The organism is Methylobacterium sp. A49B (assembly GCF_053346215.1).
The window spans coordinates 1-22,679 of sequence record NZ_JBKFBO010000125.1; the positions used below are offsets into that span (position 1 = coordinate 1).

The following is a 22,679-nucleotide window of genomic DNA, read 5'->3' on the forward strand; positions in this document are numbered from 1 at the left end:
CGCCGCGGCCGGTCCGGCCCGGGTCGAGGCGTCCCGTCCGGCCGCCCCGTCTCGTCCCGCCGGCCCCGCGCAGGCCGGGGACAAGCGCGGCTGGCTGTCGGATCTGCTCACCCGCGCGTCCCTGGACGACGACGAGGAGGCTGCACCCGCGGCCGAGGCGCCGGCCGCGACCGCGCCCTCCGCCCGCCGCGCCCCGGTCGCCGCGGCCGAGACCGGGCGGATCGCCCTCGACACGATCTCCACCGACATCGCCAAGATGATCGAGCACCGGACCGCGGTCGATCTCTGGGAGCGCTACCGCCGCGGCGAGCCGAACCTGTTCGACCCGCGGATCTACACCCCGCAGGGCCGGGCGACCTTCGCGGAGATCCAGCGCCGGTATCGGACCGACACGGAGTTCCGCCGCAGCGTCGACCGCTACGTCAGCGAGTTCGAACGCCTGCTCGGCGACGTGGTCAAGAACGACAGCGACGCCAAGCGGACCGACGCCTACCTCACCTCGGAGACCGGCAAGGTCTACACCATGCTGGCCCATGCCAGCGGGCGCTTCGACGGGGCGTAGTCGTCCGCGCCGGAACGGAGATCGGTTCCGGCGGTACGCCGGGCGAGGGGCGGTCTTCCCCTCCCCGGAGGTGGCGCCATCGGCGGGCCGCGGTCATTCGGGCGTCGCCCGAGCGCGTCTTCGATACGGATTCCGATGGAACGCCTCGATCGACGCGTCCCTCTCGTCATCACGAGCGTAGCGACCCAGGGCCGCGCACCGCCGGTCAGCGTGGCGTTGCCCTGGATTGCTTCGCTCCGCTCGCAAGGATGTCGGTGCCGGAGGCTGCGACCGGACACGGTGGGAGGATTGCGCCGGACATCTGCAATTCTGTACGCTGGCGCCTTCGGCGCATCCCCTCACAGCAGGCCGAGGCCGACCAGCTCGCGCCGCAGGGTCTCGGGCATCTCGGCGAGGTCGCCCGAGGTGCCCGCTCCGAGGTCGGCCGGTGCGTCGCGGGCCGTCAGGTAGCGCCAGCCCTGGAACGGGCGGTACGGGCGGGGCGCCACCGGGACGAGCCGCGGGTCGAAGACGAGCCGGCAGCGCGGGATCCCGTCCTCGCCGGTCAGCGGTTCGATCGCGGTGATCGCTTGGCGGCAGGACAGCGTGCCCCGGATCACCCAGTAGATCGAGCCGCGTCCGGTGATCTCGCCGTGGCGTTTGGGCAAGGTCCGGGTGACGTGGAACGGCGCCGCGGGCCGGCCGTCCCGCGCTGCCTCGGCCAGGAACCGGGCCTGCCGCGCCTCGAGATCGGCGATCGAGGCGGGGCCGACGCAGAGCTTGATCAGGTGCAGGGCCACGGACACGGGTTCTCGCGACTGTCGACGGGGCGGACCTGATAGCAGGGTCCGCGTCCGGGCGCGCCTCTCAGGCGAACAGCGCGAGCCTCTGCTCCGGCGGGAGCGCGTCGATCTCGGCGAAGCTCAGAGCCGGCTCCTCGCCGGCCGGCGCCGGCAGGGGCGTCGCCGCGACCAGGGCGGCCCAGTCCAGCTCGGGATCGTCCCCGACGGGTGCCTCCGCGACCGGCTCGCTCTCCGCGACCCCGTCGATCGCCGCAGCAGCCTCGGCCTCACGCCCGTCGGAGACCGGCAGGAACACGAGATCCTCGTGGAGAGGCGGGCTCCCGGGCCGCGCCACCAGCGCGGCGGCCGTCACGGCCGGGACGTCCATGCCGATGTAGCGGTCGATGTCGCTCTGGCAGAGGTCCGCGGGCTCCGCCGCCGCGTCGGGGGCGCCGGGCGGCGACGGGATCGGTGCGGCCTCGCTGCCCCAGATCGCGATCATCGCCGACAGCCGGTCCTCCAGGTAGCGGAGGGTGTAGACGATCCGGGCGGTGCGCTGCGCGGTCAGATCCTGGAACGAGCAGGCGGTGTAGATCGCCGTGGCGTGCCGGTCGAGGGTGTCGCAGGCCTGCGCGTCGGCGCCGCGCTCGCGCAGGGTCCAGGCCGCCTCCTGGATCGACTCGGCGGATCCCAGGATGTCGGAGGTGGCCTGCTCGGTCTCGCGGACGATCGCGTCGAGGGCCAGCGAGGCCTGGGTCAGGCGGGTCTGCTCGGTGTTGGTGGCGCTGATCGCGGCGATCTCGGCCTTGGTGCGGCTGATCGCGTCGGCCATGTCGACGAGGTTGCCGCGCAGGTGCCCGAACGCCTCGTGGCCGCGATCCGCGGTCACGGTCCGCTCCAGCCGGGCGATCGCGCCGAGCAGCATCTCGGTGTCGGCGCCCCGGTTGCGGCGGCCATGCTCGGCCAGGAACCAGCGCCCGCGCTCGGTGGCGGCGAGCGCCGCCGCGATCGTCTCGTACTCGGCCGACGCGTCGGGGCTCGGTAAGGCGGGACCGGACATGGACTTCCCTGAACGGGTCGAGGCGCGCAGCGGCGGACGGCCGGCGCAGGGCCTGGCCCGGGAGCGCGCAATTTGACAGGATGGCTTTAACGGGCGCTTACGGGCGGGCCCCGCCGCCGGGCGCCCCGGATCCGCCTCCCCGAGACCCGCCTTGCCTCGCCCGTCCGGCCCGGCGCGCCTGTCGCTGCTCTACGCCGTCGTCTTCACCGAGATCGGCATCGCGATGCCGTTCATGCCCCTGTGGCTCGATACCCTCGGCCTCGACGCGGGGCTGATCGGCGTGCTGCTCGCCCTGCCGATCGCCACCCGGATCGCCGCCACGGCGCCGCTGATGAGCCTGCTCGACCGCGGCCTCGGCCCCCGCCGGCTGATCCTGCTCGGCAGCCTCGCCATGAGCCTGACCTACGCGCTGATGCCCGGCGCCGCCGGCATCGGCTGGCCCCTGCTGGCCGGGCTGATCGTGCTCAACGCCGTCGCGGGCGCCCCCCTCGTGCCCTGCATCGACTACCTGACCCTGGCCGCCGTGCGCCGGGATTCCCGCCTCGCCTATTCCCGGATCCGGATGGCGGGCTCCGTCGCGTTCCTGCTGGCGAACCTCGCGGGCGGCCTGCTGCTCACCGCCCTGGGCGGCCGGCTCGCGGTGCCGCTGCTGCTCACCGGCCTCGCCCTGCTGGCGGCCGGGGTGGCGTGGCGCAGCCGCTCGGTGGCGGCCCTACCCCTCTTGTCCAGCGATGCCGGACGGCCGCGCCTCCCGCGCAGGTTGTGGCTCTGCATCGGGGCGGCCGCCGCCATCCAGGCGAGCCACAACGCGATCTACGGGTTCGGCAGCATCTACTGGACCGACCACGGCATCGCGGCCGCCTGGGTCGGATCGCTCTGGGCCGTCGGCGTCCTGTCCGAGATCGCCCTGTTCGCGGCCGTGCCCGCCCTGCCCGCCGCGTGGCGCAGCCCGGTGCGGCTGCTCGGCGCCGGCGCCGGCGCGGCGATCCTGCGGGCCGTCGGCATGTTCCTCCTCGGCGACCATCTCGCCGCCCTGGTGCCGCTGCAAGGCCTGCACGGCCTCACCTTCGGGGCGACGCAGCTCGGCGCCATGGCGGCGGTCTCGGCCTACGCCCCCGACGGGGCCCGGGGCCGGGCCCAGGGGACGCTCAGCGCGGTCAATGCCAGCGTCGCGGTGGTCGCCACCCTGGCGAGCGGGCTGGCCTACCGGTCCGGCGGCCCCCTCGCCTTCCTGCTGATGGCGCCGCTCGCCGCCGCCGGCCTCGGGCTCGCCCTCGCGTCGCGGCGGGCCGGCGCGACGCCGGACACGGATCGTCAACCGTAATGTCGACATAACCGACCGTCAGGATGGCGCCTCGATCGAGGAGTGAGGTCTTTTGCTGAGCGAGAACATCGTTCTCGGCGCATCGCTGCGGGACCGGCCGGCCGACGGCCGGCTGGCGCTCGACGGCCGCTGGACCGCCGACCAGGCACCCACCGTCGAGGCGGCGGCGGCGCGCATCGCGGCGGCGGGCCGGGCCGGGCCGGTGGCGGTCGACCTCTCGGGGATCGAGCGCCTCGACACGCTCGGCGCCTGGGTGCTGGAGCGGACCCGCGCCGAGATCGAGCAGGCGGGCGGCGCCCTCACCTATCTCGGAGCGCGGCCGGAGCACCGCACCCTGCTCGGCGAGGTCCGGCTGCGCGAGCCGGAGGCCATGCCGCCCCGGCGGCACGGCCCGATCGTCGGCGCCCTCGACGCCACCGGGCGGCAGACGGTGCGCGGCGCACAGGAATTCGTCACCGCCCTCGCCTTCCTGGGCGAGCTGATCGCCGCCTGCGGGCGCGTCGCCCTGCGACCCGGCACCTTCCGGGGCAACGCCCTGATCAACCAGATCCAGCAGGTGGCGCTCAACGGCACGCCGATCATCGTGCTGATCTCGTTCCTGGTCGGTGGCATCGTCGCCCAGCAGGGCATCTTCCAGCTCCAGCGCTTCGGCGCCCAGACCTTCGTGGTCAACCTGATCGGCCTCCTGATCCTGCGCGAGATGGGCGTGCTGCTCACCTCGATCATGGTCGCCGGCCGCTCCGGCTCGGCGATCACCGCCGAGATCGGCTCGATGCGCATGCGCGAGGAAGTGGACGCGCTGCGCGTCATGGGCCTCGACCCCGTCGAGATCCTGATCGTGCCCCGGGTGCTCGCCCTGATGATCGGGCTGCCGATGCTGACGCTGATCGGCGACCTCGCGGCGCTCGCCGGCGGCGGCCTCACCGCGATGCTCTACGGCGGCCTGACCCTCGACCAGTTCCTGGCCCGGCTCCAGGCGGCGGTGGGCGTCCACCACGTGATGGTCGGCCTGATCAAGGCGCCATTCATGGCGCTGACCATCGGGGTGATCGCCACGATCGAGGGCTTCGCCGTGGAAGGCTCGGCGGAATCGCTCGGCCGCCACGTCACCGCCTCGGTGGTGAAGTCCATCTTCATGGTCATCGTCCTCGACGGCCTGTTCGCGGTCTTCTTCGCCGCGATCGATTTTTGAGACCCGGCCCGATGAGCGCCCCGATGGATGCCCCGAGGTCCGCCCCTTCCCCGATCATCCGCGTGCGCGACCTCGTGGTCGGCTTCCGCGACCGCAACATCCTGAAAGGCCTGAGCCTCGACATCCGCGCCGGCGAGATCCTGGGGTTCGTCGGACCTTCGGGGCAAGGCAAGTCGGTGCTCACCCGGACGATCCTCGGCCTCAACCCGAAGCGGGCGGGCACCATCGAGGTGTTCGGCCGCGACGTCGACGAACTCACCTACGCCGAGCGGCGCCGGATGGAGCAGCGCTGGGGCGTGCTGTTCCAGCAGGGCGCCCTGTTCTCGGCGCTCACCGTCAAGCAGAACATCCAGGTGCCGATGCGCGAGCACCTGAACCTGTCCGAGCGCCTGCTCGACGAGTTCGCCCGCCTCAAGATCGAGATGGTCGGCCTGAAGCCCGACGCCGCCGACAAGCTGCCCTCGGAACTGTCAGGGGGCATGATCAAGCGCGCGGCGCTGGCCCGCTCCCTGGCGCTCGACCCCGAGATCCTGTTCCTCGACGAGCCGACCTCGGGCCTCGACCCGATCGGCGCGGGCGAGTTCGACGACCTCGTCTCCACCCTCAAGGAGACGCTGGGACTGACCGTCTTCATGGTCACCCACGACCTCGACAGCCTCTACACCGCCTGCGACCGCATCGCGGCGCTCGGCGACGGCCAGATCATCGCGGCCGGGACCATCGACGAGATGCTGGCGAGCGACCATCCCTGGCTGCGCTCCTACTTCCACGGCAAGCGCGCCCGGACCATCGCCACGGGCGGCGCGGCGTCTCATGTCTGACCCGCGCCCCACCCGGATCCCGCCCCGCTCCCACTCGGGAACCGGGGCCAGAGGCCCGGCCGGACCCTGTCCGCCGGCCAGAACCGCAGGCTGAGCGCATGGAAACCCGCGCGAACTACGCCCTCATCGGGGCCTTCACCATCGCCGTCATCCTGGCGGGCTTCGGCACCGTGCTGTGGCTCTCCGGAGGCTCGTCGCGGCAGGTCAGCCAGACGGTGCGCATCGTCTTCTCCGGCTCGGTCGGCGGCCTCTCCCGAGGGTCGAGCGTGAACTTCAACGGCATCAAGGTCGGCGAGGTCACCGACATCCGCCTCGCCCCGCAGGATCCGCGCCGGGTGCTGGCCCAGATCAAGGTCGAGCCCGCGACGCCGCTCCGGGCCGACACCCGCGCCCGCCTCGACTCGGCGATGCTCACCGGCGTCTCGGTGATCTCGCTGTCGGGCGGCAATGCCGATGCGCCGGTGCTGACCCCGATGGCCAACGGCGAGCCGCCGACGATCTTCGCCGACTCCTCCGACATGCAGGACATGATGGCGCTGGCGCGCCAGGTGGCGCAGCGGGCAGACGACATGCTGGCCCGCCTCGACCGGCTGGTCTCCGCCAACGAGGGCGCGATCAACCGCTCGCTCACCAACGTCGAGACCTTCTCGAAGACGCTCGCCGATGCCGGCCCGAACATCTCGGCGCTGGTCAAGGCGGTGGACGGCGTGAAGCTCGGCCACGTGATCGACAACGCCGACCGCTTCTCGGAGGCCTTGTCGAAGGCGAGCCCGGACATCGAGTCCGGCCTGCACGATGCCCGATCCCTGGCCGCCAAGCTCAACGCCTCGGCCGACAAGATCGACGCCGTGCTCAACGGCGCGCAGGGCTTCCTCGGCTCGGCCTCCGGCCAGGAGGGCTCCAGCACCTTCGCGGAGATCCGCGCGGCCGCGATCTCCGTGCGGGATGCCGGCAAGGCCTTCCGGACCATGTCGGAGAATCTCGACAAGCGCACCGCCAGCATCTCGAGCAATTTCGGCCGCCTGAGCGGCACCGGCCGCCGGGAGGTCGAGGCTCTGTCGGGCGACGGCCAGCGGACGCTGAGCACCCTCAACCGCACAGTCCGCAGCCTGGAGCGCGATCCGAGCCAGGTGATCTTCGGCGGGAAGCCATCGTTGCCCGAATACAACGGCGGTCGCTGAAATCGCCCTCTGCAGGGCCGATGTGTCCCGGCGCACGACACGAATCCGGGAGCGGGTTAGTTTTAACCGCATAGCTTTTACAGCTCTGCCGCCCGACGGTGGGGTCTCTCAGGTTGTGCGCATGGTTCGCTCGTCCCACATCGCCGCCGCCGCGCTGCTCGCTGCCCTTCTGGGCGGTTGCGGCGGCGGTGCGGCGCCCCTCACCTTCGATCTCGCGGCCCTGCCACCCTCCGGGCGGGCGGTGGCCGCCGGGCGGTCCATCGCGGTCTCGGAGCCGGTGGGCATCCAGCCCTTCGAGGCGGACCGGATCATCGTGCGCGAGCCGGGGGGAGCGCTCTCGTTCCTCGCGGGCGGCCAGTGGGCCGACCGGCTGCCGCGGCTGATCCAGACCCGGATCATCCAGAGCCTCGAGAATTCCGGCCGGCTCCGCTCGGTGAGCCGGCCCGGCGACAAGGTCGTGGCGGATTACCAGCTGATCAGCGAGATCCGCGCCTTCGACGTCCAGGCCGGGACCGGCGAGGCGGTGGTCGACCTGTCGCTGAAGCTCGTGGCGGACGGCACCGGCAAGGTGGTGGCCGCGCGGATCTTCACGGCTCGCGTACCGGTGGGGAAGATCGATTCGGGCAACGGCGCCCACGCCCTCGATCAGGCGCTGTCCACCGTGCTGGCCGACGTGGTGCGCTGGGTGAACACCGGGCGCTGAGGGCGCCTCACTCCATCACCGCGGCCTTCATGATCACCACCATGATGGCCCGGGCCGGTCCCTCGGTGCAGCGCACGAGGTGGGGGCGGTCGCAGCGGTAGCGCAGGGTCTCGCCGGCCCGCGCCCGCTGCACGGTGCCGCCGATCTCGACCTCGAACGCCCCCTCCGAGACGGACAGCGATTCCACCGAGCCGCGCTGGTGCGGGTCGGAGTCGAGGACGCCGCCGGGATCGGCCGTGACCTCGTACCATTGCAGCCACTCGATCGTCTTGAGCCACCCGATGATCGCCAACCGTACCTTGCCGTCCTCGGAGACGAGGATCGGCGTGTCCGCCCGCGAGGTCTTCTCGATGAAGGGCTCCTCGTCGCCCGCAGCCAGCACCCGCTCGATCGACACGTCCAGCGCCTGCGACAGCCGCCAGATCGTCGCCAGCGTCGGATTGGTCTCGTTGCGCTCGATCTGGCTGATGATCGACTTGGCCACGCCCGACTGCTCGGCGAGTTCCGAGAGCGAGAGGTTGTAAGCCTTGCGCAACCGCTGGATGGTCTTGCCGAGCTGGCCGGAGAGCACCTGCGCGCCGGTCAGCAGGTCGCGCCCGCGCCCCCGGTCGGGCCGTTCCGCCTGATCCTGCATCGTCACCGGTCCGCCTGCGCCGTTCCGTTATCCGAACGATCGTGCGCTTCTTCAAACGCAATCACCGACCGGTTGCAAGGCACGCGCGGGACGGAACCACCGAAAGCTCCGCGCCGCGCCCCCTACAACCAGACGGCGTGGAAGTGATGGACCGGGCCGTGGCCCACCCCGATCGCCAGCCGGTCCGCCGCGGCGAGGGCGGCGGTGAGGTAGGTCTTGGCATCCGCCACAGCCTCCGGAAGCGTCAGACCGTGGGCGAGGCCCGCCGCCACCGCGGCCGAGAGGGTGCAACCGGTCCCGTGGGTGTTGGCGGTCGCGATCCGCGGCGCCGCCAGGGTCCGCAGGGTCCCGTCCGCCGTCACGAGATGGTCGATGCTCTCGCGCCCTGTTCCGTGACCGCCCTTGATCAGCACCGCGCGGGCGCCGAGCGCCACGAGCCGCCGGGCCTGGGCTACCGCCGTCGCCGCGTCCTCGGCCACCGCCTCGCCGAGAAGCACCGCCGCCTCCGGCAGGTTGGGGGTGATCAGGTCGGCCCGCGGCAGCAGCCGCGCCCGGAGCGCCGCCACCGCGTCGTCGGCGATCAGCCGGTCGCCGCTTGTGGCGACCATCACGGGGTCGAGGACGATCGGGATCGCGCCGGCGTGGCGCGCGAGGCCGTCGGCAACCGCCGCGATCACCGCGGTCTGCGACAGCATGCCGATCTTCACGGCCTGCACGGCGAGGTCGGAGAACACGCTGTCGATCTGCCGGCCTACGAAGTCCGGCGGCACGTCGTGGATGCCCTGGACGCCCGTGGTGTTCTGCGCGGTCAGCGCCGTAATCACGCTGGCGCCGTAGACGCCCAGCGCCGAGAACGTCTTGAGGTCCGCCTGGATGCCGGCGCCGCCGCCGGAATCCGAGCCCGCGATGGTCACCGCGATGGGGGCGCTCATCGGGCGCCCGCCCGCTCCGCCAGGGCCGCATCGATGCGCGCGCGCAGGTCCCGGGCGCGCTGGCGGACCGGCTCCGCGCCGAACAGGGCGGTGATCACCGCGACGCCATCCGCCCCGGCGGCGATCACCGCGGCGGCGTTGTCCGCGCCGATGCCCGCGATGGCGCCGAGCGGCAGGTCCGCACCCCGGGCGAGGCGGGCCCGGAACGCGATGCTGGCGAAGCCTTCGAGCCCGACCGGCGGGTCCGGGTTGTCCTTGCTGGTGGTGGCGAAGACCCCACCGATGCAGGCGTAGTCGACGGGCAGCCGGTACAGCTCGTCGGCCTGGGCGGCCTTCTTCAGGGTGAGGCCGATGATCGCGCCCTCCCCCAGGAGGCGGCGCGCGTCGGCGGGGTGGAGGTCGCTCTGTCCGAGATGCACGCCGTCGGCGTCCGCCGCGAGGGCGAGGTCGATGCGGTCGTTGACGAGTACCGGTACCCGGCCGCGCACGGCCTCGCGGATCGCCCGGATCCGCGCCAGGGCGGCCCGGGCGTCCGGGATGTCCTTCTCGCGGTACTGAAGGAGCGTGCAGCCCCCCGCCACCGCCTCGGCACCGAGCTCCGCCAGCCGCGCCCCGTCGCCGCCGCAGACGCCGACGTCGAGGAGGCCGTAGAGTCGCAGGTCGACCGCCCGGCTTCCGGTCGCCGGAGAACGCGCGCTGGCTGGCATCGCTGTGGCTGGATCCCCGCCCCGTCCGGCACCGTGCCGGCCCGTCTGGGCGCTTCTGTTTGGGCAGCCCCCGCGGGCTTGGCAAGCATTCCTGTCGCGCGTCTCGGTCCAGTATCGCGGATCGGCGCCGTCATACGGCGGCGTTGACGCGCGGCGATCCTGTACCCCTATAGGTGGGACCCGCTCCGGCGTATCCGAGGGGAGAGGTTTTCGAGGGACTTCGAGGAACGATGACGGTTGCCGCGGCGCAGACGGGTGCGCGCGGGGCGCAGGCCCCGCCGGAGCGCTCCTCCGTAGGCCTCGTCGCGGTGATCGTCGCCGCGACGCGGGGGGAACCGCGCGCCCTGACGATCCGCGTGCCCGATCAGGCGCCGGGCCGGGGCGACGGCCTGCCGGCCGGGCCCCTGGTCCCCGAGCACGCGACCCTGGAGCGCGGCCTGCGCGCCTGGGTGGAGCGGCAGACGCACCAGCGCCTCGGCTACGTGGAGCAGCTCTACACCTTCGGCGACCGCGACCGCTCCGGAGCTTCCGACATGGCGGCGGTGCACTCCCTGTCGGTGGCCTATCTCGCGCTGGTCCGCGAGGAGCGGCCGGCCGGGATCGCCGAGGCGGCGTGGCAGAACTGGTACCGCTACCTGCCCTACGAGGATTTCCGGCAGGGCCGCCCGCGCCAGCTCGACGCTATCGAGGCGCACCTCGCCGCCTGGGCGGCCGAGCCCGAGGATTGCGCCGTCCGGACCCGCCGCCTCGACCGCCTCGGTCTCACCTTCGGCATGAACGGCGGCACCTGGAACGAGGAGCGGGTTCTGGAGCGCTATGAGCTGCTCTTCGAGGCTGGCCTCATCCCGGAGGCTCGCGGCAACCCGGGGCCGGCCCTCCCGAACGACCCCACCGGCGTGCCCATGGCCTTCGATCACCGGCGGGTTCTCGCCACGGCGATCGGGCGCCTGCGCGGCAAGATCAAGTACCGCCCGGTGGTGTTCGAGCTGATGCCGCCGGAGTTCACCCTGCTCCAGCTCCAGCGCACCGTCGAGGCGCTCTCGGGCACGCAGCTGCACAAGCAGAACTTCCGACGCCTCGTGGCCCAGCAGGGGCTGGTGGAGGAGACCGAGAGCGTCACCAGCGGCGCCGCCGGCCGTCCGGCGCGGCTCGTGCGCTTCCGCAGGGAGGTGCTGCTGGAGCGGCCGGCCCCGGGCCTGCGGCTGCCGTCCCGGCGGGTGGGGTGAGAGCCGTCCGGACCCGCCCTTCAGGTGCTCAGGGCCGGCGGAGGCGGTAGACCTGCCACGTGAGCATCATACTCGACGCCATCAGGGCGACATGCAGCAGGGTCTGGAGAAGCGATCCATCTTGCATCGGCGGGATCCTGCGGACGCGGCGTTGCTCGGCTTCCGCCAGAGGCAACGACCGGGCCAGGATCCGGACCGGCAGGAATCAGGCGCCTACGCCGCCGTCTCGGGCGTGGCGAAGGCCTTGGCCGAGAGCAGCCGCATCAGGGTGGCGAGCAGGTCGGTCTGGGTGATGATCCCGAGGATGCTGCGGTCCTCGGCCGTCACCACGACCGCGTGGGTGTGGCCGTCGGTCAGCGAGCCGATCAGCCCGACCACCGGTTCGTCCGGCGCGGCCGTCCTGGCCTCCGACATCGCCGACGCGACATCCCGGTCGCCGCGCAGCGTCAGCTCGCGCAGGCCAAGGGTGCCGGCGAGCCGGCCAGTCCCGTCCACCACCGGCAGGGTGCGGATGTTGTGGGCGAGCAGGAGGTCCCGCGCCCGCTCGGCGGAGCTGTCCAGCGCGACGGTCACCACGTCGCGCGACATCACCGCGCCGCAGGTCAGGGTGCCCTGCGTGCGCAGGAGCGCGTGCGCCTCCACCTGCCGCAGGAGCTGGTCCAGATCCTCCCGGTCGATGTCGAGGGTCTCGTGCAGGGCGAGCAGGGCCGCGTCGACATCCTCCGGCCTGAAGCCGACCCGGATCGACGGCGGCAAGTCGGCCGTCCCGTGCGTGTTGACCGGCGCCGCCGCCGGCACGTGCGGGTAGTTGCGGCGCGAGATCTTGTGAAACGCGACGCCCAGCGCGACCAGGATCACCGAGTTGATGCAGACCGGGAACAGCGGGAACAGGAACCCGGCCGAGGTGACGGCCGGCCCGCCGATCAGCGCCGTCAGGGCGGCCGCGCCTCCGGGCGGATGGAGGCAGCGCGTGAGCGACATCGCCGCGATGGCCAGCGACACGCCGACGCCGATCGCCACCACCGGGTTCGTGATGAGGTGGGCGGCCAGCACGCCCATGAACGCCGAGATCGTGTTGCCGCCGATGATCGACCAGGGCTGCGCGAGCGGGCTCGCCGGCACGGCGAACAGCAGGACAGCCGAGGCGCCCATCGGGGCGACGATGAGCGGGATATGGGGGCCCTGACCGAAGAACCAGCCGCAGATCAGGCCGGTGAGTGTGATGCCGGCCAGCGCGCCCAGGCAGGCGATGAGGCGCTCCCGCAGGGTCGCCCCCGCGAGGATCGGCCTGAACAGCTGGAACCCGGGCACCCGGTTGGCTCGGTTCTCTGGGCCAACCGTGTTGGACATCCGCGCGCCCTTCGCTTGCTCGACCCGCCGACCCCGTCGGCAACCACCGCGGCTGTCGACGCGGAGGTCTGGTATACCAGATGGACGATACGGACCGGGGACGGAATTGCAACAGGTTTAGGCGCCATGCCCGTCAGCGAGGCAGAGCGGGCATGACGCTTCAGAGGCCGGTGCCGGATGAGCTGTGCGAGAGAGGCGGTTGACGCGCTCCTCTCCGGGTCGCCTACCCGTAGGTGTGATCGTCCGCGGGGAATCGGCCGGCCCGCACCTCCTCCGCGTAGGCCTTCACGGCCCCCTCGATATGGGCGCGGAGCGAGCCGAACTGGCGGACGAATTTCGGCGTCCGCTCCGACAGGCCGAGCATGTCCTCCAGCACCAGGATCTGCCCGTCGCAGACCGCCGACGCGCCGATGCCGATCGTGGCGGCCGTGACCCGCGGCGAGGTCGCGATCGCCCGCGCCACCGGCTCGACGATCCCCTCCAGCACGATCGCGAAGGCGCCGGCCTCGGAGATCGCCCGCGCATCCTCCAGGAGGCGGCGCTCGTCGTCGGGCGCCCGGCCCTGCACCTTGAAGCCGCCCATCGTGTTCACCGCCTGGGGCGTGAGGCCGATATGGCCCATGACCGGCACCCCGCGCTGGACCAGGAACGCTACGGTCTCGGCGAAGTGCGCGCCGCCCTCCATCTTGATCGCGCCGGCGCCCGTCTCCTTGAGCACCCGGGAGGCGTTGAGGAAGGCCTGCTCGCGGCTCGCCTCGTAGGAGCCGAACGGCATGTCGACCACCACCAGGGCCTTCGACGTGCCGCGGATCACCGCCTGGGCCTGGAGGATCATCATCTCCAGGGTCACGGGAATCGTCGACTCCATCCCGTGCATCACCATGCCGAGGGAATCGCCCACGAGGATGAAATCGCAATACGCGTCGACGATCCCGGCCGTGTGGGCGTGGTAGGCGGTGAGCGCGGTGATCTTGCGCCCCTCGGCCTTGCGCTTGCCGATATCGATCGCCCGGAGTCGGCGGGACTGCACGACCTGCGACATGGTTCAGATCCCTTTTGGCTCGGGCGTTTCCCCTCCCCCTTGTGGGGAGGGGCGAGGGGTGGGGGTGGTGCAGAAGGCACCGTTACGCTTGATCCTGCACCACCCCCACCTCCAACTCCTCCCCACAAGGGGGAGGAGAGAGCCCGGTCCGGTTGTTGAATAACCTCGAGCCTCACATGCGAGCGGGGCGCTTCCTCTTACACCGCCCGGCCGCGCGGGTCAGCGCCCCGCCTGGGGCTCGCCCGCCGCCTTCCAGGCCGGATCGACGCGCAGGTTTGCGGTCTCGTGCTTCTCCTGCCAGCCCTCGACGCCCTCGGGGAACCAGCGCACGCCGGTATAGCCCTTCCGGACGAGGCGCTTGCCGGCATTCCAGCTGCCCCAGCACTCCACGTGGCAGAACACCACCACCGGCTTGGCCTTGTCGCCCCCGGTCAGCTCCGCGACGCGGTCGTAGAACAGCGCCTCACGCTCTGGCGCCAGGGGCTCGGCCCCGGCTTCCGGCATCCAGATCGCGCCTGGAATCGAGGGATGCACCGGCAGCCAGAGCCGGCCTTCGGGGAAGTTCGACGGCTTGCGGTCCGGCGCTGCCACGTCGATCAGCACCGGCTTGTCCGGCCCGGCCGTCAGTGCGGCGACGGCGTCGGCGTCGACCACCGCGGCGCCCTTGAGGGTCGGCGGCGTGTAGCCCTTCGGCGGGCCGGCATAGAGGCCCTCCGGCTCGGGCACGTTGACCGGGGAATCGGCCGGCGCGGCGGCGAGGCAGAGAAGCGCGGCGCAGGCCGCCGCGATCCGGCCGATCATGTGGTGCTCCCGCATCGCTCAGTTCGTCGGGCCCGGCGGGTTGAAGCTGTGCTGCCAGCGTCCGCCCTGATTGTCGGAGGCCGCCACCTGGATCGGCTTGCCGTCCGGCTTGAAGGCGAAGTTGATCACCGGATTCGAGGAGATCGAGATGTCGCCCGTCATGGTGAAGACCTTCTGGTCGCCGGCCGAGACGGTGAGCTTGTCGATGTAGCGCGCCGGCGTGAAGTCGCGGGTGACCTGGTTCATCTGCATGCCCGAAAAATTCGGGTGGCGGACCATCAGCGTCGCCTCCACGGGCTTGCCGGGCTGGGCGTCGGCGAACTTCATGCGCATGTCGCCCATGCCCTTCATGGCCTCCTCGTCGCTCATGCCCATGGGGGCCGAGCAGCCGCCGGAGGCCTTCACGAACTGCTTGGCCTCGTAGAGCTTGCCGTCCTGCGTCTCCACCACGGCATGCATGTCGGTGTAGTTGTTGACCCGCACGCGCAGCTTCAGCTCGGCCGGATCGGCCGCGGGTCCGAACTCGAACTTGGCGGCGTAGGGTGCCGGGTTGTCGTCGATGATCAGCGAGACCGCCTTGATCTGCCCGTCCTTCGGCATGGTCAGGGTGATCGGCACCAGGGCAGCGTCCAGCGCCCGGGCCGGCGCGTCGATCTTCACGAGGCTGTCGGTCTGGGCAATCTGGCGATCGCCGAAGATCGACTTGGCGATCTCCTGCCAGCGGGCCGCCCGCTCCTGATCGGTGTCGGAGGCGCCGGCGGCCTGCGCCGCCACGACCAGGGGGCCGGCCAGGGTCGTCGTCGCCAGGGCGAGGCCGAGGGCGAGCGTGGGGATGGTCTTGCCGAACCTGTTCATCATGGCGTGTCTCCCGATTGGTTCTGATATGGCGACGCGAAACGCTATTCCCACTCGAGTTCCTGGTAGGCCACGGTGACGTTGCGGCCGTTGTAGGTGTCGAACAGGGCCCACTTGTCCTTCTGCTGCGCGGCCACGGTCGTGACCGCCTTCTCGATCGGCACGTCCTTGGCGATCGCCGCCCGGGTGCCGTCGCGGAGCGCCGTCAGGTAGCCGGTGAGGTCGGCGAGCGCTGGGGCGAGGTCGACCGCGACCGGCCCGTGTCCCGGCACCGCCCGAGTCGGGCCCATGGCCTTCAGGCGTTCGGCCTCCTTGAGCCAGCCCTTCAGGCTGCCGTCGAGGGAGGGGATGCGGTTCACGAACAGCAGGTCGGCGGGGAACAGCAGCCCGCTCCCCGAATCGATCATCGACAGGTCCGACGTGGTGTGCGCCGGCCCGTGCGCCGTGAAGGTCAGGCGCCGGTCGCCGAGGTCGATCTCGGCCGTGTCGTCCACCGCCATGGTGGGGTACACCACCGGCCCGGTCCGATCCTCGCCGAGGAGATCGATCAGCCGCTTGCGGTAGAATTCGCCCCGCGCCGACAGCGCCTCGGCAAGCTTGGCATGACCGATGAAGACCGGCTTGTCCTGGACGAAGGCCCCTGCCCCGAACACGTGGTCCGGATGGACATGGGTCAGCACCACGTGGGTGACCGGCTTGTCCGTGCGCTTGGCGATCTCGGCCCGCAGCCACTGGCCGTCGGCGAGGCTGCCCCCGGATTCCGTGACGAGCACGCCGCTCTTGCCGATGAGGAAGCCGATATTGGCGATGGCGTCGGCGTTGTCGGGCGTAGCGTCGGCGATCAGGCCCTTCCGGACGAAGATGCCGGGGCCGACCTCCTCCATCGTGAAGCTCTCGGCGGCGCGGCCGAGGGTCGGCAGGCAGCACAGGCAGAGGCCGCCGAACAGGGCGTGCCGCCGCGACAGCGTGCGGCCGGCGGCGGATTTCCGCAGATGGACGGCGGACGCCGTCATGCCAGAACCTCCCGATCTTGATTGTCTACCATTAAGTAGGTAGATTGCTGGACCGTCAAGGGGCGGATCTGGATTGGGGGCACGACGGGCCCCACGTTCGCGTGAGCCGGAGAGACGATCGCCGCGATGAGGGATACCCGTGCCGAGTTGCTGATTCAGGCCGAGGTCCTGGTCCGGGGGCGAGGCTATGCGGGCTTCAGCTACGCCGATCTCGCGGAGGCGGTGGGCATCCGCAAGGCGAGCATCCACCACCACTTCCCCACCAAGGTCGATCTCGGGGCCGCCCTGGTGGCGGCCTACGCCGCCCGCTACGCCGCAGCCCTCGAGGCGATCCACCGGGACGTGCCGGACGGGCCGGGCCGGGTCGAGGCCTATGGACGGCTGTATCTCGGCGGCGTCGAGCAGGGGCTCGGCTGCCTCTGCGCCGCGCTGGCCATCGAGGGCGAGGCCCTGCCCGAGCGCCTGCGCCGGGACATCGCGGCCTTCTTCGCGGATCACCTCGCGTGGCTGGAGACAATCCTGCGGGCGGGCCAGGCAGATGGCAGCGTCCGTGCGGGCGCCGACCCGGCGGTGCTCGCCCGCTACGTGATTGCCACCCTGGAGGGGGCGCTCCTGATGGAGCGCCTGTTCGCGAGCCCCGACGCGTTCCGGGGGACGCTGACGGTGCTGGTCGACGGCCTCAGGCCGCAGTGAAGCGGGCGTAGCCGTCCGCCCGCAGCCGGCAGGCCGGGCAGGTCCCGCAGCCGTAGCCCCAGGGATGGCGCTGCCCGCGCTCCCCGAGGTAGCAGGTGTGGCTCTCCTCGACGATCAGGTCGACCAGCGCCCCGCCGCCGAGATTCTCGGCGAGGCCCCAGGTCTGCGCCTTGTCGAGCCACATCAGCGGGGTGTGCAGCACGAAGCGGCGCTCCATCCCGAGGTTGAGCGCCACCTGCAGGGCCTTGATGGTGTCGTCCCGGCAGTCCGGGTAGCCGGAATAGTCAGTCTCGCACATGCCGCCCACGATGTGGCGGAGACCGCGCCGGTAGGCGAGCGCCGCCGCGAAGGTCAGGAACACGAGGTTGCGGCCGGGCACGAAGGTGTTGGGCAGGCCCGAGGCCTCGTAGCCGATCGCGGCCTCCCGGGTGAGCGCCGTCTCCGACACCTGCCCGAGGGCGTCGAGGGCGAGCGTGTGGTCGTCGCCGAGACGTGCTGCCCAGACGGGGTTCAAGCCCGTCGTGCCCTCCCGCAGGGCCGCGCGGCGGTCGAGTTCGACCCGGTGGCGCTGCCCGTAGTCGAACCCCAAGGTCTCGACATGGTCGAACCGCTCCAGCGCCCAGGCGAGGCAGGTCGCCGAATCCTGGCCGCCGGAGAACAGCACCAGCGCGGCGCGGTCCCCGGCGATCGCGGTCTCATTCGCCATCGTACTCGGCCCAGGACATCGGTGTCTCGGCGACGCGCACCCGCGCGAGCCCCGGAAGGTCTGGCCGCAGCCGATGCCAGATCCAGGCCGCGATGTTCTCCGCGGTCGGATTCTCCAGCCCCTCGATCTCGTTGAGGCAGTGGTGATCGAGCCGGGCGAGCAGCGGCCCGAAGATGCTCTCGATGTCGTAGAAGTCGATGACCCAGCCGGTGTGCGGATCGACCGGGCCGGCGACCGTCAGCTCGACCCGGTAGGAATGCCCGTGCATCCGGTGGCAGCGATGCGTCTCGGGCACGTTCGGCAGCCGGTGGGCCGCCTCGAAGGTGAAGGCTTGGGTGATCTTCATGGGGGTTCGCGGGCTGTGGCCGATCTCGCCCCCGCCATAGCGCCGACGGGCGGTCCCGCGCAAAGATGGGCTGCCCTGCATGCCGAGATGGCTGAGGATCAGGCCCCGGCGCCGGCCTCCGACCACTGCGCGTACCACGCCTTGAACAGGCGTAGCTGCGTCTCCGCGTAGTGGCGCTGGCCGGCGCTCAGCGCGTCGGTGGCGTTGAAGTGGAGCGCGTAGTCCGGGTTCCCCTCCAGCACCATGAGGTGCTTGTAGTAGAGGACGAGATCCGTCCCCTCGTCGAAGCTCGACAGGATCGCCAGCGCGGCGTCGAGTTCCTCGGCCCGGCGCCGGGCCTGGACGTCGCCCGTGGCGGCCTTCTCGCACAGGGCGACGAGGTGGAGCACCTCCCGCGGCAGCACGTTACCGATGCCCGTGATGGCGCCCCGGGCGCCGCAATTGACGTAGCCGTGCACCACCTGGGTATCCACCCCGACCATCAGGGTGATGTCGGGCGACTGGCCGGTGATGTACTCGGCCGCGTAGGTAAGCGAGGCCGCGCCGCCGAATTCCTTGAAGCCGACGAGGTGCGGGTAGCGGGCGCGCAGGCGGAAGAACAGGTCCGCCCGGGTCTCGAACCCATAATAGGGGCTGTTGTAGATCACCGACGGAAGGTCGACGGCCGCCTCCAGGATGCCGGCGAAATGCGCCTCCTGGGCCGCGGCCGAGCTGCCGCGCGACAGGACCCGCGGGATGATCATCAGGCCGTGGGCGCCGGCCGCCTTGGCGTGCGCCGCGAGCGCCGCGGCCCGCTTCGGGTTCTGCGCGCCGGTCCCGACGATCACCGGGACGCCGGCGGCGAGCAGCCGCTCGACGCCTGCCATCCGCTCCTCGTCGGTGAGCAGCGGCCAGTCGCCCATCGAGCCGCAATAGACGACCGCCGACATGCCGGCATCGACGAGTTCCCGCCCCTTGCGCGCGAGGGCGTCGAGGTCGGGCGTCCGGTCCGAACGGCAGGGCGTCATCAGGGCCGGGATCGTGCCGGAGAAGATGTGTCGGTCGGAGGCCATCGCCGGCTCGTCTGCTGTGAGGAGGATCGCCCCGGCCGGCCGTGCGGGCCTCGCGGGGTGGCGCGCCCCTCCATGGCAGCCGGCCGCGATCCTGGCAAGGATTTTATACAATCATCCGGAGCTTCGCGGGGTCGAGGCCTCGCCGAGGAACGCCATCAGCGCGGCGGCGACGTGGCCGATATGGTCGGTCAGGAGGGCGCAGGCGGCCGAGACGTGGCCGTTCCGGCACAGCCGGACGATCTCGCGATGCTCGCGGTCGGCCCGCTCCAGCTCCGCCCCGTCCGTCGAGAGCTGCAGGCGCGTGTAGCGGTCGCACTCCGCCAGCAGCGAGCCGACGAAGGCGAGCGTGCGGGGTCGCTCCGCCCGGCTGTACAGGAGGAGGTGCAGCTCCGTGTTGAGGGCGCCCCAGCGCGCCGTGGCGCCGTCGCGCAGGGCGGCGGCGTAATCGTCCAGCAGGGTGTCGGCCTGCCGATAATCCTGCTCAGTCAGATGCGGTGCCGACCCGGCGAGCAGGCGCGGCTCGAGGATGCCCCGCAGTTCGAGGGCCTCGGCGGCGTCGGCCGGCGAGAGCGGCGCGACCATGGCCCCGCGATGCGGGTGGATCCGCACGAGGCCCTCCGCCTCCAACTGGAACAGGGCCTCCCGCACGGGGATCCGGCTCGCGCCGAATTCCGCCGCGAGGGCGTCCTGGCGCAGCTGCGACCCGGCCGGGTAGCGTCCGTCCAGGACGCGTCGGCGGATTTCAGCGCCGATCGATCCCGCCATGGTCCGGTTCTTCATGATCTCGCTCCGCCTCGGCCCCGGGCGCTCCGCGGGGCCCTTGACGGCGGAGCTCCAGTGTTGAAATTGTATAAAATCAATCGGGCAACGGGCTCGATCAGGACATGGGTGCCCGCGATGACGCTCTCTCGCCGCCAGATTCTGGCCGGTACCGCAGGCGCGGCCGCCGGCCTCGGCCTCCCGCACTTGGTCCGGGCCCAGCCCGGCGGCGGCAGCGTGCTGCGCTTCATCCCGTCGACGCCCCTGCCGTCCCTCGATCCGATCGTCGCCACGAGCTACGTCATCCGCAACCACGGCTATCTCGTCTACGACACGCTGTTCGCCACAGACGAGAATTTCCGGATCCAGCCCCAGATGGTGAGCGACTGGCAGACCGCGCCCGACGGCCTGCGCTGGACCTTCCATCTCCGCGACGGCCTCACCTTCCACGACGGCTCCCCCGTCGAGGCCAAGGACTGCATCGCGTCGATCGCGCGCTGGTCCAAGCGGGACGCCTTCGGCCAGACCCTGGCGGGCTTCGTGGAGGGGTACGGCCAGGAGGACGCGCGGACCTTCACCATCGCGCTGAAGAAGCCGTTCCCCCTCCTCCCGGCGGCACTCGGCAAGCTGTCCTCCAACGTGCCCTTCATCATGCCGGAGCGCGTCGCGCTCCAGGACGCGTCCAAGCCGATCGCCGACGCCACCGGCTCCGGGCCCTGGCGCTTCGAGGCGCGGGAATGGATCCCCGGCCAGAACGCGATCTACACCCGCCACGCCGGCTACCGCCCCCGCGAGGAGGCGCCCTCCTGGGCGGCCGGCGGCAAGGTCGCGAAGGTCGACCGGATCGAGTGGCTCGCCATCACGGAGGCCTCGGCGGCGGTGGGCGCGATGATCCAGGGCGCGGTCGACTGGTACGAGCAGCCGGCGATCGACCTGATCCCGGTCCTCAAGGGCAAGCCGGGGATCGAGATCCGCAACGTGCCGCTCGGGCTGATCCTGCTGATGCGGTTCAACCACACGCAGCCGCCGTTCAACAATCCCGAGATCCGCCGGGCCGTGATGATGGCCATGAAGCAGGACGACTACATGCAGGCGGTGGTCGGCAGCCCCGAATACTACCGCGAGGCCAAGACCTTCTTCACGCCGGGCTCGCCGATGTCGACCGGGGCCGGCGGGGCAGCGGCGATGCAGGACGATCTCGGCAAGGCCAAGGCGATGCTGGCCAAGGCCGGCTACAAGGGCGAGCGTGTGGTGCTCCTGGCCCCGGCCGACCAGCCGATCGCCTACAACCAGTCACTGGTGACCCAGGACCTGCTCAAGCAACTCGGGATGAACGTCGATCTGGTCTCGACCGACTGGGGCAGCTTCATCGCCCGCCGCGGCAATCGCGGGGCGGTCGATGCCGGCGGCTGGTCGGTCTTCCACACGCTCTGGTCGGGGGCCGACGTGCTGAACCCGGCGCTCCACCCGCTGATCCGCGCCAACGGCGCGGCCGCGTGGTTCGGCTGGCCGGACGACCCGACCCTGGAGGGCCTGCGCAGCGAGTGGATCGCCACCGGCGACGAGGCGCAGCAGAAGGCGCTGGCCGCGCGCATCGAGGAGCGGGCCTTCGCGGTCGTGCCCTACGCACCCGCGGGCCTCGTGCAGCAGCCGATGGCCATCAGCGCGAAGCTCAAGGGCATGGTCATGGCACCGGTGCAGTTCTTCTGGAACATCGAGAAGACCGCCTGAGTCCGGGCGCTCCCGAGGATGGTTCGTCTTTGCGAGCGCAGCGAAGCAACCCAGGGCAGCGGGCCTCTGATGGCCGTGCCGCCGCTGGATTGCTTCGCTCCGCTCGCAAAGATGCGGGTGCCCGCGCGGCTTCAGCCCGCGCCTTTCTCGGACACCCCAGCCTGCGCGAAGGTCGCCATGCCGGTGTGGCAGGCGAGCGCGCCCTTGAGCAGGCCCATCGCCATGCCGGCGCCCGAGGCCTCGCCGAGGCGCATGCCGAGCGCCAGCAGCGGCACCAGCCCGAGCCGCTCCAGCACCTCCGCGTGGGCGCCCTCTGCCGAGACGTGGCCGGCGAGGCAATGGTCGAGGGCGCCCGGGTCGGCGGCGTGCAGCACGGCCGCCGCGGCGGTGGCCACGTAGCCGTCGATCACCACCGGGATGCGCTGCAGCCGCGCGGCCAGGATCGCCCCCGCCATGGCGGCGATCTCCCGGCCGCCGAGGCGCGCCAGGACCAGGAGCGGGTCGTCGAGGTGGCCGGCATGGTGCGCGAGCGCCGCCTCCACGGCGGCGACCTTCCGGCCGAGACCGTCCCCGTCCACGCCCGTACCGCGCCCGACCCAGTGGGCGGGGTCGCCACCGAACAGGGCGGCGTAGAGGGCGGCCGCCACCGTGGTGTTGCCGATGCCCATCTCGCCGATGCCCAGGCAATCGGTGCCGGCGGCCACCGCCTCCATGCCGAAGGCCATCGTGGCGACCGTGGCTCGCTCGTCGAGGGCCGGCCCCTCCGTGATGTCGCCGGTGGGCATGTCGAGGGCGAGGTCGAACACCTTGAAGCCGAGGCCGTAGGCCGCGCAGATCTGGTTGATCGCCCCGCCACCGGCGGCGAAGTTGTCGAGCATCTGCCGGTTGACCGCGTCCGGAAAGGCCGAGACGCCGCGGCGCGTGACCCCGTGGCTCCCGGCAAAGACGCAGACCAGCGGCCGGTCGAAGCTCGGGGGCGCCTTGCCCTGCCACGCGGCCATCCAGGACACGAGGCTCTCCAGGCGCCCGAGGGAGCCTGCGGGCTTGGTCAGGGTGGCGTCCCGCGCCGCGACGGCGGCCTGCGCGTCGGTGTCCGGGCCGGGCATCGCCTTGAGCAGGTTGCGGATGTCGTCGAACGGGCCGTGTTCGGGAGCGGTCATCGGGTCGGTCACCGGGTCGGACATGGCGGCGATGATTTCCTGTGGGCGCCTCCGGTCGGGGAGACTAT

24 protein-coding genes are annotated in these 22,679 nt (G+C 71.7%); 9 read left to right on the plus strand and 15 right to left on the minus strand.

The annotated features are described in order from the left end of the window. Positions 1 to 562 (plus strand): hypothetical protein (locus tag ACLBX9_RS25235; protein WP_447720859.1); only part of this gene is annotated, 562 nt, incomplete at its 5' end. Between the two features lie 338 nt (positions 563 to 900). On the opposite strand, the gene ACLBX9_RS25240 is transcribed toward ACLBX9_RS25235, so the two are convergent. Together ACLBX9_RS25240 and ACLBX9_RS25245 are read right to left on the minus strand one after the other, a co-directional pair. After that, positions 901 to 1,341, minus strand: coding sequence for a DUF1489 family protein (locus ACLBX9_RS25240; protein ID WP_447720880.1), 441 nt, complete (start codon positions 1,339 to 1,341; stop codon positions 901 to 903). Positions 1,342 to 1,408: 67 nt separating this feature from the next. Further along, a complete protein-coding gene (locus tag ACLBX9_RS25245) occupies positions 1,409 to 2,383 on the minus strand; it encodes a hypothetical protein (protein ID WP_447720860.1) in 975 nt (324 codons plus the stop codon). A gap of 151 nt (positions 2,384 to 2,534) precedes the next feature. Between ACLBX9_RS25245 and ACLBX9_RS25250 the strand changes: the two genes are divergently transcribed. From ACLBX9_RS25250 to ACLBX9_RS25270, 5 genes are all read left to right on the plus strand, one after another. Further along, positions 2,535 to 3,707 carry an MFS transporter gene (locus tag ACLBX9_RS25250; RefSeq protein WP_447720861.1) on the plus strand — a complete coding sequence of 391 codons (1,173 nt, stop codon included), beginning with the start codon at positions 2,535 to 2,537 and terminating at the stop codon, positions 3,705 to 3,707. 52 nt (positions 3,708 to 3,759) lie between these two features. Beyond that, positions 3,760 to 4,899: an ABC transporter permease gene (locus tag ACLBX9_RS25255; RefSeq protein WP_447720862.1), complete on the plus strand. Its 1,140-nt coding sequence runs from the start codon at positions 3,760 to 3,762 to the stop codon at positions 4,897 to 4,899. An 11-nt stretch (positions 4,900 to 4,910) separates the two neighbouring features. Then, a complete protein-coding gene (locus ACLBX9_RS25260; protein ID WP_010686937.1) occupies positions 4,911 to 5,720 on the plus strand; it encodes an ABC transporter ATP-binding protein in 810 nt (269 codons plus the stop codon). 98 nt (positions 5,721 to 5,818) lie between these two features. Further along, positions 5,819 to 6,901 (plus strand): MlaD family protein, encoded by a 1,083-nt coding sequence (locus ACLBX9_RS25265; protein ID WP_010686936.1) that lies wholly within the window; start codon positions 5,819 to 5,821, stop codon positions 6,899 to 6,901. Between the two features lie 121 nt (positions 6,902 to 7,022). Continuing rightward, positions 7,023 to 7,604, plus strand: a complete 582-nt coding sequence (locus ACLBX9_RS25270) for an ABC-type transport auxiliary lipoprotein family protein (RefSeq protein WP_447720863.1) — start codon at positions 7,023 to 7,025, stop codon at positions 7,602 to 7,604. A 7-nt stretch (positions 7,605 to 7,611) separates the two neighbouring features. Here ACLBX9_RS25270 and ACLBX9_RS25275 read toward each other — a convergent pair whose 3' ends face one another. The 3 genes from ACLBX9_RS25275 to thiE form a co-directional block, all read right to left on the minus strand. Continuing rightward, on the minus strand, positions 7,612 to 8,238 hold the full coding sequence (locus ACLBX9_RS25275; RefSeq protein WP_447720864.1) for a helix-turn-helix domain-containing protein: 627 nt from the start codon (positions 8,236 to 8,238) through the stop codon (positions 7,612 to 7,614). A 122-nt stretch (positions 8,239 to 8,360) separates the two neighbouring features. Further along, complete coding sequence (gene thiD, locus ACLBX9_RS25280; protein ID WP_447720865.1) at positions 8,361 to 9,170, minus strand: bifunctional hydroxymethylpyrimidine kinase/phosphomethylpyrimidine kinase; 810 nt, start codon at positions 9,168 to 9,170, stop codon at positions 8,361 to 8,363. Next, a complete protein-coding gene (thiE, locus tag ACLBX9_RS25285; protein WP_447720866.1) occupies positions 9,167 to 9,877 on the minus strand; it encodes a thiamine phosphate synthase in 711 nt (236 codons plus the stop codon). The genes thiD and thiE overlap by 4 nt, the downstream gene beginning before the upstream one ends. A 230-nt stretch (positions 9,878 to 10,107) precedes the next feature. On the opposite strand from thiE, the gene ACLBX9_RS25290 reads away from it, so the two are divergent. Beyond that, entirely contained in the window at positions 10,108 to 11,103 is a 996-nt protein-coding gene (locus ACLBX9_RS25290) for an NUDIX hydrolase (protein WP_010686931.1), read from the plus strand. Between the two features lie 213 nt (positions 11,104 to 11,316). Here ACLBX9_RS25290 and ACLBX9_RS25295 read toward each other — a convergent pair whose 3' ends face one another. The 5 genes from ACLBX9_RS25295 to ACLBX9_RS25315 all read right to left on the minus strand — a co-directional run bounded on the left by ACLBX9_RS25295 (position 11,317) and on the right by ACLBX9_RS25315 (position 16,164). Beyond that, the gene (locus ACLBX9_RS25295) at positions 11,317 to 12,453 is read right to left on the minus strand and encodes an HPP family protein (RefSeq protein WP_010686930.1); all 1,137 of its coding nucleotides are present in this window, start codon (positions 12,451 to 12,453) and stop codon (positions 11,317 to 11,319) included. A 223-nt stretch (positions 12,454 to 12,676) separates the two neighbouring features. After that, a complete protein-coding gene (panB, locus tag ACLBX9_RS25300) occupies positions 12,677 to 13,495 on the minus strand; it encodes a 3-methyl-2-oxobutanoate hydroxymethyltransferase (protein WP_010686929.1) in 819 nt (272 codons plus the stop codon). 219 nt (positions 13,496 to 13,714) lie between these two features. After that, positions 13,715 to 14,296: a rhodanese-like domain-containing protein gene (locus tag ACLBX9_RS25305; RefSeq protein WP_447720867.1), complete on the minus strand. Its 582-nt coding sequence runs from the start codon at positions 14,294 to 14,296 to the stop codon at positions 13,715 to 13,717. An 18-nt stretch (positions 14,297 to 14,314) separates the two neighbouring features. Continuing rightward, complete coding sequence (locus ACLBX9_RS25310; protein WP_010686927.1) at positions 14,315 to 15,154, minus strand: quinoprotein dehydrogenase-associated SoxYZ-like carrier; 840 nt, start codon at positions 15,152 to 15,154, stop codon at positions 14,315 to 14,317. Between the two features lie 41 nt (positions 15,155 to 15,195). Beyond that, positions 15,196 to 16,164 carry a quinoprotein relay system zinc metallohydrolase 2 gene (locus tag ACLBX9_RS25315; RefSeq protein ID WP_447720868.1) on the minus strand — a complete coding sequence of 323 codons (969 nt, stop codon included), beginning with the start codon at positions 16,162 to 16,164 and terminating at the stop codon, positions 15,196 to 15,198. A 126-nt stretch (positions 16,165 to 16,290) separates the two neighbouring features. Between ACLBX9_RS25315 and ACLBX9_RS25320 the strand changes: the two genes are divergently transcribed. After that, positions 16,291 to 16,857 carry a TetR/AcrR family transcriptional regulator gene (locus ACLBX9_RS25320; RefSeq protein WP_447720869.1) on the plus strand — a complete coding sequence of 189 codons (567 nt, stop codon included), beginning with the start codon at positions 16,291 to 16,293 and terminating at the stop codon, positions 16,855 to 16,857. On the opposite strand, the gene queC is transcribed toward ACLBX9_RS25320, so the two are convergent. The 4 genes from queC to ACLBX9_RS25340 all read right to left on the minus strand — a co-directional run bounded on the left by queC (position 16,844) and on the right by ACLBX9_RS25340 (position 19,741). After that, a complete protein-coding gene (gene queC, locus ACLBX9_RS25325) occupies positions 16,844 to 17,563 on the minus strand; it encodes a 7-cyano-7-deazaguanine synthase QueC (protein WP_447720870.1) in 720 nt (239 codons plus the stop codon). The two genes, ACLBX9_RS25320 and queC, sit on opposite strands and share 14 nt — an antisense overlap. After that, positions 17,553 to 17,909 carry a 6-carboxytetrahydropterin synthase QueD gene (gene queD, locus ACLBX9_RS25330; RefSeq protein WP_010686923.1) on the minus strand — a complete coding sequence of 119 codons (357 nt, stop codon included), beginning with the start codon at positions 17,907 to 17,909 and terminating at the stop codon, positions 17,553 to 17,555. The genes queC and queD overlap by 11 nt, the downstream gene beginning before the upstream one ends. 98 nt (positions 17,910 to 18,007) lie before the next feature. Then, entirely contained in the window at positions 18,008 to 18,961 is a 954-nt protein-coding gene (locus ACLBX9_RS25335) for a dihydrodipicolinate synthase family protein (protein WP_010686922.1), read from the minus strand. Between the two features lie 111 nt (positions 18,962 to 19,072). After that, the gene (locus ACLBX9_RS25340; RefSeq protein ID WP_039894677.1) at positions 19,073 to 19,741 is read right to left on the minus strand and encodes a GntR family transcriptional regulator; all 669 of its coding nucleotides are present in this window, start codon (positions 19,739 to 19,741) and stop codon (positions 19,073 to 19,075) included. A gap of 117 nt (positions 19,742 to 19,858) precedes the next feature. On the opposite strand from ACLBX9_RS25340, the gene ACLBX9_RS25345 reads away from it, so the two are divergent. After that, positions 19,859 to 21,451: an ABC transporter substrate-binding protein gene (locus ACLBX9_RS25345; protein WP_447720871.1), complete on the plus strand. Its 1,593-nt coding sequence runs from the start codon at positions 19,859 to 19,861 to the stop codon at positions 21,449 to 21,451. Positions 21,452 to 21,582: 131 nt separating this feature from the next. On the opposite strand, the gene cobT is transcribed toward ACLBX9_RS25345, so the two are convergent. Next, on the minus strand, positions 21,583 to 22,635 hold the full coding sequence (gene cobT / locus ACLBX9_RS25350; RefSeq protein ID WP_447720872.1) for a nicotinate-nucleotide--dimethylbenzimidazole phosphoribosyltransferase: 1,053 nt from the start codon (positions 22,633 to 22,635) through the stop codon (positions 21,583 to 21,585). Positions 22,636 to 22,679 lie beyond the last annotated feature (44 nt).